The 10,426-nt window shown below is 39.3% G+C and carries 10 protein-coding genes and 1 pseudogene; 1 reads left to right on the top strand and 10 read right to left on the bottom strand.

Annotated features, from left to right (window positions below; genetic code table 11):
- The coding region (locus PGZ10_RS14100) for a DUF6061 family protein (protein WP_270541678.1) at positions 1-171 on the top strand (171 nt) is incomplete at its 5' end.
- 61 nt (positions 172-232) lie between these two features.
- Here PGZ10_RS14100 and PGZ10_RS16870 read toward each other — a convergent pair.
- The 10 genes and pseudogenes from PGZ10_RS16870 to PGZ10_RS14050 form a co-directional block, all read right to left on the bottom strand.
- Positions 233-376, bottom strand: a pseudogene (locus PGZ10_RS16870) (ArsR family transcriptional regulator); the annotation flags it as partial.
- A gap of 135 nt (positions 377-511) precedes the next feature.
- Positions 512-1,222 (bottom strand): succinate dehydrogenase/fumarate reductase iron-sulfur subunit, encoded by a 711-nt coding sequence (locus PGZ10_RS14090; RefSeq protein ID WP_330428578.1) that lies wholly within the window; start codon positions 1,220-1,222, stop codon positions 512-514.
- A complete protein-coding gene (locus PGZ10_RS14085) occupies positions 1,219-2,763 on the bottom strand; it encodes an FAD-binding protein (protein ID WP_270541676.1) in 1,545 nt (514 codons plus the stop codon). Before PGZ10_RS14085 ends, PGZ10_RS14090 begins: the two co-directional genes overlap by 4 nt.
- Positions 2,760-3,299 (bottom strand): hypothetical protein, encoded by a 540-nt coding sequence (locus PGZ10_RS14080; protein ID WP_025579815.1) that lies wholly within the window; start codon positions 3,297-3,299, stop codon positions 2,760-2,762. The genes PGZ10_RS14085 and PGZ10_RS14080 overlap by 4 nt, the downstream gene beginning before the upstream one ends.
- A 10-nt stretch (positions 3,300-3,309) precedes the next feature.
- Positions 3,310-3,828, bottom strand: a complete 519-nt coding sequence (locus PGZ10_RS14075; protein WP_118198289.1) for a DUF6921 family protein — start codon at positions 3,826-3,828, stop codon at positions 3,310-3,312.
- Between the two features lie 16 nt (positions 3,829-3,844).
- Positions 3,845-5,968 carry a heavy metal translocating P-type ATPase gene (locus PGZ10_RS14070; RefSeq protein ID WP_270541675.1) on the bottom strand — a complete coding sequence of 708 codons (2,124 nt, stop codon included), beginning with the start codon at positions 5,966-5,968 and terminating at the stop codon, positions 3,845-3,847.
- A gap of 59 nt (positions 5,969-6,027) precedes the next feature.
- Positions 6,028-6,387, bottom strand: coding sequence for an ArsR/SmtB family transcription factor (locus PGZ10_RS14065; RefSeq protein WP_015512809.1), 360 nt, complete (start codon positions 6,385-6,387; stop codon positions 6,028-6,030).
- A gap of 245 nt (positions 6,388-6,632) precedes the next feature.
- The gene (locus PGZ10_RS14060) at positions 6,633-8,219 is read right to left on the bottom strand and encodes an FtsX-like permease family protein (protein ID WP_330674302.1); all 1,587 of its coding nucleotides are present in this window, start codon (positions 8,217-8,219) and stop codon (positions 6,633-6,635) included.
- Positions 8,220-8,387: 168 nt separating this feature from the next.
- Complete coding sequence (locus tag PGZ10_RS14055) at positions 8,388-9,005, bottom strand: ABC transporter ATP-binding protein (protein ID WP_270541677.1); 618 nt, start codon at positions 9,003-9,005, stop codon at positions 8,388-8,390.
- Positions 9,006-9,116: 111 nt separating this feature from the next.
- A complete protein-coding gene (locus tag PGZ10_RS14050; RefSeq protein WP_055172460.1) occupies positions 9,117-10,391 on the bottom strand; it encodes an RES domain-containing protein in 1,275 nt (424 codons plus the stop codon).
- Between the last annotated feature and the right edge of the window lie 35 nt (positions 10,392-10,426).

Here is a 10,426-nt window from a genome sequence, read left to right as displayed (position 1 = left end):
ATGCTCCGCATTGACTGTTGGGAAGCTGAAAAGGACTTAAAAACCACATCAGGATCAGACTGTGCATTAAACGCACTCGCCATTGATGATCCTCTTGAATATGCAAGATTATATCTTGATGGAAATTTGCAGATGTGGGTAGATGCGGAAGACTCATTAGATATTTTTTAATTTTTAAACAAATACAACAGTTTAAATAACTATTAGCTACAATATTTCCGGAAAATTCATCATGGGATAAAGTTGGCTGGGTAATTTCAAATCTTTCCAAAAGTTTACACCCGCACTTTTCTCCATCCGACAGCATCTGTACAATTTCCAGCCGGTTCGCATCGCCCAAAGCCTTGCATATCAAAGCCACATCCATTGCATTCATATTGACACCTCACATTGATCATTGTCTATGTTCAATATAATATATACATAGATATTTGCCAATGTATGTGTTTTAAAAAAGAGAATCAAGTTTTTGATTCTCTTCATACATTCATTATAGCTTTTATCATCCATTTTATTTGCCCCAAACAGCCGCTGCATTTGACCTTACAAGCAGTTCTTCCACAGGCAGACCAATCGGACAAATATCATGACAAGATAACGACTTCCCGCATCCCTCAAAATATTTCTTCTTATATTCAGCAGAAATCTCATTCAAATGAGTGCTTTCCTGTTCTTCATTCAGAATCCGAAATGCGTTGACTGCAGCAACAGCGCCTGCGAAAGTCCCATTTGCAGAGAAGTTAGGACACACTTCAAGGCAGCAGCCACACATCAGGCAGCGTGCCGACTGGTATCTCGGTTCATGTGTCCACGAACTCATATAAGCTTCACTTTCAAGCCAAAGGTTCAGTTTTTTCAAATTTTCAAACAGATTTGACCGGTCAACGATCAAATCTCTTACAAGCGGAAATTTGCTTAAAGGTTCCAAGGTGATTGTAGAACCTTTTAACATATGTAGAAATGTAGAGCATGCCAGCCTCGGACGTTCGTTAATCAGCATGGCGCAAGCCCCACATTTTCGCACCATACAGCTACATTCCCAGCTGATGGGAGTAACTATAGTTCCTGAGTTATCTTTCAAAGGAGTTCTACTGTTCAATTCCTTTAGAACAGTGGCAACAGAGCTGTTTTTGCTTCCGTCAAACTCAAATTCCTGCCAATAACTGTCTGCTTTCTGACTCTCCTGCCGCCTGATTCTTATTTTATATACCAAGTGAATCACCGCCTTTCTGGAACAGGTACAAAGGAAATCTGTATCTGCTTTCCATCAAATCTGGCTACCGTTGTTTTAAGGTAATCATCGTCATTGCTCTTCGGATAATCCTCCCGCCAGTGTGCACCACGGCTTTCTTTTCTTGCAAGAGCACTCTTTAGAACTGCCATGCCAAGCAATGGAAGATTTCCTGTCAGCGCTTGTACCGTTTGAATCCCATTTAACAACGTATTCTCATTTCTGACAACGCCCATAGTCTCCTGCATCACTTTGTTTAATTGCTTTATTTCTGAAATTTGGGACGCTGGTGGAAAATCTATCTGTGTCGCACAAGATAGATCTACTACATCTGCCTGTTCGCATGCTGATTTTGCCGCAACACGTCCTCCGTATAACGCTCCTAACAGAGAATTTCCACCAAGACGGTTGGCACCATGATATTGGGCACAGCATTCTCCGGCAGCGTAAAGATTCTGAATCGGCGTTCTGTGCTGCTCATCCACCAGAATGCCTCCCATAAAATAGTGAATTCCCGGTAAAACAGACACCGGTTCCTTTCGTATATCTTTATGCAAATAGGTCATACAATCGTCTGCCAGACCAGATAGCTTATTTGAAATAATCTCCTCCGATATTTCCGTCATGTCAAGAAATACCTCTGATTCATGGCTGACCTTCCATATCTCTCTGGCGGTAATATCTCGTGGCATCAGATTTCCAAGCTCCGGGTATTTTTCCTCCATGAAATACCATTGTTTTCCATCTTTCATGGCAAACAACCTGCCACCTTCCCCTCTGGCCGCCTCGCTGATGAGCATGCGTTTTCCACCACATTTCACAGTTGTCGGATGGTACTGGATCATCTCGCCATTTGCCAGAGGAACACCAAGCCGGAACAATTCTGCGGTGACTTCTCCTGTATTGCTCAGCGAACCCGTTGTATTTCCAAACAATCCGTGCATACCACCGGTGGCAACAATAACCGCATCCCCCGGTAATTCCACAGTCTCCTGACTGTATTCATCCCTGATTACGCAGCCACAACAAATATTGCCACACAGACGAAGTGTTAGGAAAGAATGATGGCTGAACCGTTCTACCATACCAGATGCTTCTTTCCTGCGAACAGCGTCTATCATAGCTGTCATGATCTGCTTCCCGGTATCGCTCTGTGCAAAAGCAGTCCGTTTCTTTTTCTGCCCGCCAAAATTTCGCAGATCCACATCATCATAGCCACTCATGTTAAATTTAACTCCAAGTTTTAGCAGCCAGTGCACCAGCTCCGGTGCTGCCTGTGTCATTCCCCAAACTGCATTTGGATCTGCCAGACCACATGCTGCCTTTATTGTATCTGTAAAATGTTCTTCGGGACTGTCGTTTTCATCTTTTGTATTCAAAGCTGCGTTGATACCGCCCTCCGCCATAACAGACTGTGCCCGCTCTGACGGAAGGGAGGAAACCAGTTTTACATTGCATCCATTTTCCGCTGCCTGCAAAGCCGCTGAAAGTCCTGCCAGTCCAGCACCTATAATAACAATTGTCTTACTCATAGATATTGCCACCCAATATAATATAAAATAACCGCTCCCGCTATAAAAAGAAGAAGCACCGAAAGGATCAAATAAATATCGCTCCTTCGTTCTTTATAACTAATGATTCCCAGTGATACGAGCAATGGGCGTATATTGATAAAAATATGAACAAAGATTGCCGCTACGAACAAAAGCTGAGTTACCATCTTTACCGTTGTAAAAGGGAACAAAATATATGTCCCATTCTGCACCTTTCCAAACAAACCAATATGGAATAACAGCAGAATCAGTATTGCCATCCCACTGGCTCGTCTCGCCCAAAATATGGCGTTCTGTTTCAGATACATTTTTCCTGATTGCTTCGCTGTCTGTAAACTCTGAACTGTCAGGATGACACCAATCACCGTATGCACAACAAGAATACCAACACCAATCCATGCAAGAAGTTTTCCTGCACTACTTCCAACTCCGTTCAGCATAAAGCTGCCCATGATTCCATGAATCATAAAAATGAGAAGCATTAAAACAGACAAAATCGTATTCCATTTTCTCATAAATTCCCGCTCACCTCATTTCTTCGCTGTCCATGATCATATAGTCCATCTGTGTTAGCGTTGTAACGTCAATAAAATCATCCGATGCCAGGAATACATCATACTTTCCACTTACCACTCTTGATAGCATCATTGTGTTACTGTACTCTTTCAGATCTACGGAAAAACCGGCCTGTTTCAACCTGTCACAGAGTTTCTTAGCATAACTGACAAGCGGATAATCCGTCTCAGATACATATAACCGAAAACTAATGTCCGTTTTCATGAGATCTGTTTCATTTGTTTCCGAATCGTCCAGTGCCAATTCTTTTAATTTATTCCGGGTGTTCTCGTTGTCGAGACCATCTGACATCATATTAATACCGAGAACATAAGAGCCTTCCAACTGTGCGGCGGCTTGAGCCGCCTTTTTTGACTTCGGTGTTGCTCCTGTGACTGCATCAATCATAGAAGGCGGTGAGTGCAAAAGTGCACCGAAACCTGCAAGAAAAACAATTGTAACTGCTAACAGAATCAATTTCCGTTTCACATTGCCACCTCGTTTCTTATTTTTTCAAAATCCTCATTGCGTTCAAGACGGCAATTATGGTAACGCCTACATCACCAAATACAGCTTCCCACATTCCCGCAATACCAAAAGCGCCAAGAATCAGGAACACACTCTTAATCCCAAGAGCAATCACTATATTCTGCATGACAATCTGTTTTGTCGCTTTTGCTACTTCAATCGCGTCCACCAGCTTAGACGGTTCATCTGTCATCAGAACTACATCTGCTGCTTCAATAGCCGCATCCGAACCAAGCCCACCCATTGCAATACCAACATCTGCACGGGCAAGGACAGGAGCGTCATTGATACCATCACCAACAAAAGCCAATTTGCTTCCCGGTCTCTTTTTACTATCTAAAAGCTCAACCTTTTCCACTTTTTGGTCAGGAAGCAGCTGTGCATAATATTCATCCAACTGCAATTCTTCTGCAACGGACTTCCCAATTTTTTCGTCATCACCGGTAAGCATGACTGTTTTTTCCACGCCGATATGTTTCAGGTCAGAAATTGCTTTTTTACTGTCCGGCTTCACTTCATCTGTTATCAAAATACATCCTGCATATTGACCATCTACAGCCAAATAAACTTTTGTACCTGTGTTTTCACAGGTTGTGTACTCTATACATTCTGTATCCATAAGTTTCGTATTGCCAGCAAAAACTTTCTTTTCCCCTGCCATTACACTGATTCCATATCCTGAAATTTCCTTATAATCAGAAATCACTGACTGATCAATTTCTTTTCCATAAGCAGCAAGAATGGATTTTGCAATAGGATGGTTAGAAAAACTCTCTGCCTCTGCCGCATACTCCAGAACCTGTTCTTTTGAAAATCCATTTGCAGGCAAAATATCCGTCACATTGAAAACACCTTTTGTAAGTGTTCCGGTTTTATCGAACACAATAACGCTGACATTATTAAGTGCCTCTAAATAATTGCTTCCTTTTACAAGAACACCTCGTTTAGATGCTGCACCAATGCCGCCGAAGAAAGTCAGCGGGATTGAAATAACCAATGCACATGGACAAGATACCACAAGGAAAACAAATCCTCTGCGAATCCACTCTGTCCAGCCTCCGCCAAGAATGATCGGTGGCAGAATCGCCAGAAAAGCTGCTAAGATTACAACCACAGGTGTATAATAACGTGCAAATGTAGTAATAAAATTTTCTGTTGGTGCTTTTCGGCTTGACGCATTTTCCACAAGATCAATAATCTTTGAAGCCGTAGATTCACCAAATGCTTTTGTTGTCTTAATCATTAAGACACCCGTCTGATTCATACAACCGGAAAGTGCTTCGTCTCCTTTATGAACACTTCTCGGAACTGATTCTCCTGTTAAGGCGCTTGTATCCAGCATAGAATCTCCATCCAATACCACACCGTCTAATGGAATTTTTTCACCAGGCTTTACAATAATAATCTCACCAATGGAGACATTTTCTGGAGATATGGTAATCAATTCCCCATTTCTTCTTACTGTAGCAGAATCTGGACGTATATCCATTAAGTCTGATATAGATTTTCTTGAACGCTTAACAGCCAATGACTGAAAAAATTCACCTACCTGATAGAATAGCATAACAGCAACTGCTTCTGGATATTCACCAATGACAAAAGCTCCAATCGTAGAAACACTCATCAAAAAATGTTCATCAAATACACGCCCCTTTGAAATGTTCCTCACAGCCTGCCATACAACATCTCCACCAAGAATAACATAAGAAACAATGAGAAAAGCTAACTCGATAGGCAGTGGCACTTTCGCAAAAACAGTCAATGCCATACCAATGGCATAGATTGCTGCACCAGTCGCTAAACGAACTGTCAACTTCTTATCCTCATTGTTATAGGATTCATTGGCCTCCTGCTTTTTTTCCGGTATATAAGATTCCTGTACAATTTCAGAAACTTCCACATCTGGCTCATGGCTATGAACAATCGTTTCAATCTGACTGGCTATCGTATCTGCGGCTGTCTGAGCAACATTGATTGTAAGCGTCTGCTTCATCAGATTTACCACTGAGGATTGCACTCCATCCAACTCTCCGACTTCTTTTTCAATTTTTGCGGAACAATTCGGACAGTCCAACCCTTTTAATAGAAATATGCGTTTCATGATAATCTCCTTATAATTTGTTTAATTGTTCAATTACTCAACTATAATATTAAAAAATATTATTTCTGCCAAAGATGCTCAAATCCCTTGTCAATAATCTCTTTCACATGATCATCTGCCAGCGAGTAGTAAACTATCTGTGCTTCTTTACGGAATTTTACCAGATTCGCTAGGCGTAATGCCTTTAACTGATGCGAAATTGCAGATTTTGTTACCCCCAGTAGCACTGCAAGATCACATACACACATCTCACTCTGTTCTAGAGCGTGTAAGATTTGTACTCTAGTTCCATCTCCAAATAGCTTAAACAAAGAAGCCAACTGGATATAATCATCTTTTGGCTGCATCTTGGATTTCACATCATTCACAATATCCTCATGAATTACATCGCAATTACAAATATAAGACGTTTTTGACATATATTCACCTCCAAATAATAATAGTTGAACAATTACTCAACTATTATTATACTTATTTTTAAATTTATGTCAATAAGCTGATGTTAGTTCCACATAAATTTTACAATTAAAACCAGCTCTTTATTCTTTTCTTAATCTTTTTTTCCCAATATACCGTTTTGGCTTTCTTGTCACACTTCCTGTAAATTCCGAGTTGTCTCTATCTTTATCTTTTAATTATACACAGGATTTGAATCTTTTTCTACTTATCTATAATCAAAAAATCCTCTTCCTTGTATTATAAAACCGCTTTCATAAAGTTTTTCTTCTTTTTCAGAATACCTGCGTATCACTACGAATATTCCGACTGTCAAAATCACTCCAAATACGATTCCTGCCAGAATTCCATTCGTCCCCATTCCATAACTCTCATTCAGATAATAAGATGGCAGGAAAGAAAGGATTGTTCCCACAACCGATGGCGGTATAAATCTTAGAAAATTCTTATAGCATAGGCACTTTACCATTTCCTTGTCTATCATTCCCAACATTCGCAAACTACAAACGACCCTGCTATTTTCTTCCTTCTCTGCCTGGATACGTGAATGAATTAACAGAAACTCAGCCATTATCATAAGCCCTATCACAAATGCCATCAAAAATAATAAAAATTGTCCTGATTTCTTTGCATCCTGGTATTTCTCCACTTTCGAAGACAATTCATAATACGTCTGCTCATCTTCATTCAACTGATTGCTTTCCTGCAGATATTCTTTTACTTCACATACTCCCGCATAAGAATCTTCCCAATTCTGAAACTGAAACAAGTTTGCGCTACCAGCACTACCTGTTATATCTGCACTTAATTTTTCGAAATCAGAATCGTTGATGATCAGTGTTTTATCTGCAAAGGTCGGATTTTGATTAAACAGTATCTTTACATCTGTTCCAACAGACTGCAGCTTTCTATCCCCGGGAATCGTTACAGTAGATACTGGCTGTATGTTATGTTCATACCCATCTTCCAGATTGTACTGAAACAAATTCAAAAACTCGCCTTCCTGAATCTGATAATCACATCCAAAATCCCGGTTTATTTCTGTCACAGGAAGGTAATTAAAAACATCATCTCTGATATAGGGAAGCTGAATGACCTGTTCTACAGTAACACCATTTTTCTCCAATATATGAAGGACATCCTGTACTGAAACCTGATTCATTCCATAGATTTCTGAGTACACCATGTCATAGGGAGAATAACTTTTTGCATCCTGTAGAAAAGCCGGATATAAAGTCACACATACCCCCGTAAGCATAACAGATACCGCTATTATGAGAGAGGCTAAAACATACCTACATCCCCATTCTTTCTTGTGTCTGCGGACAAATGACCATTCCACCAGATGAAACCTCATGTAGTTGGGTGCAAGTCTGCATAAGAACGTACCGATCTTTCCTGTTTTTTCTGCCCGATATTGTGCTTTTAGCAGGGTTCCGATTTTATCCAGCATAAGTCTCCCGGCATTCAGGATAAAGGCAACTGCCACCACTACTGTATATAGAACTGCTGTAAGCTTATATGCTTCCGGGCAAAACTGCCATTGCACTCCGTGAACATCTATTGCATAAATGATAACGGAAAAAAATAAAAATGACAGCACAGTTCCTGCCGCAAGTGCTATTGCTAATGCCAACACGGATATGATCACATTTTCAAAAAGTAAGTTTCTAAACGCTTCCTTCCGGCTCATGCCAAGAGAAAACATCACGCCGTATTCCTGTTTTCTTGATGCCAGAAATGCCTGACACGAAACAGGAAGAAAAAAACCAGAAACACTGCAGACAGAAAAAATGGAAGATAAATGTTATTGGATATTGATGAATTTACAATCGACGCATTCATAAACGTCCTGTTTGTGGAAATAACTGCAAAACAACAGAATAATGCCGTTGCAGATAAATTGCATAGAAAGTACAATCGATATTTGTAAAAACCAGCTTTCAGCATCTTTCGGGAAATATCAAAAAAGGTCATCTTTTCCACCTCCCAAACCGCACAGCGTTTTCCATATATCTTCTCTGAAATTATCGGCAGTGTTCTCTTTCTTTACTTCTTTTTCCAGATTCCCATCCTGTAGAAAAAGTACCCGGTCACAAAAGGATGCCGTATAAGCATCATGTGTCACAAGCAGAAAGCTGATGCCAGACCGTTGATTCATCTGTTTCATACATCGCATCACATCCCCGGTGGTCTTTCGGTCAAGGCTTCCTGTTGGCTCATCTCCAAAAATAATATCCGGTTCATTGATCAGCGCCCTGCCAATCGCAACTCTCTGTTTCTGACCTCCCGATATTTCCGTAATTCCTTTGTCAGCTAATTTTTCAATGCCGAGCACATCCGCTATTCTTGAAAAACGCTCTTGCTGGATGTCTGCTTCTTTTCGTTCAAGAATGAGTGGTAACAATATATTTTCTTTTACCGTCAAACTCTCCAAAAGCTGGAAATCCTGAAAAATCATTCCCATATGCTTTCTGCGAAAAAATGCCTTCTCTTCTTCCGTAAGCTGTGAAAATGTTTCTCCTCCTATTACGATTTCTCCATCGTCCGGTGTGTCAACCCCGGTCAGCACATGGAGCAGAGTAGTCTTTCCCTATCCTGTCAAGTAATATCCAAAAAAAATATTGAATTTACACAAAAAGAAAGACTGCCTATTTCAGCAATCTTTCATAATAGTTTGAGTTAATCAGAATTACTCGTCTTTTAAAACAATTTTCTTCTCCACTCGATATTTAACCCCATCTTGAAAAACATAATTGTATTCCAGCTTCTGAATATCAAACCAGTCCGTAAAATATGTCAATTTAGGATAAGTATCCCATAAATATTCATCTATATAATCATATCCATCAGAACTGTACTCCATGTTTGGCCCACAAAAAAATACATAACTTTTTCCTCTCCCTACACTGCTATTAAAACATATTCCGTCATATCCTAGGCTTCTTATATATTCTGCTATAACCTGAGTTGCTACATATTCATAGGAATGATCCTCTTTTTTATCATCCACTGGAGAGGTTATCTCTTTAATAAATGCATCAAGAAAATTATTTATCCAACGTAAATCATGATCATATTCTTCGCTGAATATACTTTTGGTAGTAACAAAAGCAACTTGAGAAAAATCAATAATTGTCAATTCTTCTTTTAATACATATTCAGCAACCATTACTGTTGCATCTTTATATCGACATTCTTTATATGCCGTTTCTCTATCTGATGCAACATATAGATATGAAATACCTGCTGGACTCATTCTATTTGTTGTTGCATATTTAGGGGGTGCAGGAGCCATTTCTTTGTAAACCCCTGCATAATCCAGATCATGTAATTTCTCATCGTTCAATTTCCTTGCTCGATAATAAATCGTTCCTGCTTTTATAACAGTATCATATTCTAAAATATATGGTACTAATTCTTTTAAATAATCTCTTCTCTGGCAATCCTTATCTATATCAAAGAATCTATTATAGTATTTTGTAATATACTTGAAAAATTCCCATGTATAATACATTTTTGTTGCCTCAAGGCCATATAAATCATCTTTAAGTACCAAATTACAATTATCTATATCTTCAAATACATCTGATTCCCCTTGCTTTTTTTCTTCAAAACTTAACCCTGAATCTGAAAATATATCTTCCAATATAGTCGTATCTATAACAGCCTCGTTTAAAACATTTTCTTCTTCTACTAAAATATCTCTGATTGAATAAGGAGCTACACTCCTTCCTGTCCGATTGCAATATTGTTTCTCTTCTGAGTCCCAATACGCCCCTGTACCATTTTCTATATCTTCATACGCTTTTTTTAAACACTCTCGGATATAGGCTCCTATTTCTCCTGTAGAAATAATATTTACTCCATTGGAATTACAATAATCACATTTTCCTACATTCCTCTCCGATAAGATATATTCTTTTAAATACTTATTAGAAAAACATTTTTCACAGCAATACCTCATATCGTTCCCCCGATATTCTTATAAATTTTATTTAT

The sequence above is a fragment of the Coprococcus sp. AF102-57 genome (genome assembly GCF_027686195.1).
In the GTDB taxonomy this organism is placed as follows: domain Bacteria; phylum Bacillota; class Clostridia; order Lachnospirales; family Lachnospiraceae; genus Allocoprococcus; species Allocoprococcus comes.
This window is presented reverse-complemented; position numbering and strand designations above follow the sequence as displayed.

What these genes read in the sequence shown, in the direction of transcription:
- PGZ10_RS14065 (WP_015512809.1), bottom strand. Translation starts at nt 6,387, where the DNA reads ATGTCAAAAACGTCTTATATTTGTAATTGCGATGTAATTCATGAGGAT.
- PGZ10_RS14050 (WP_055172460.1), bottom strand. Translation starts at nt 10,391, where the DNA reads ATGAGGTATTGCTGTGAAAAATGTTTTTCTAATAAGTATTTAAAAGAA.
- PGZ10_RS14085 (WP_270541676.1), bottom strand. Translation starts at nt 2,763, where the DNA reads ATGAGTAAGACAATTGTTATTATAGGTGCTGGACTGGCAGGACTTTCA.
- PGZ10_RS14070 (WP_270541675.1), bottom strand. Translation starts at nt 5,968, where the DNA reads ATGAAACGCATATTTCTATTAAAAGGGTTGGACTGTCCGAATTGTTCC.
- PGZ10_RS14080 (WP_025579815.1), bottom strand. Translation starts at nt 3,299, where the DNA reads ATGAGAAAATGGAATACGATTTTGTCTGTTTTAATGCTTCTCATTTTT.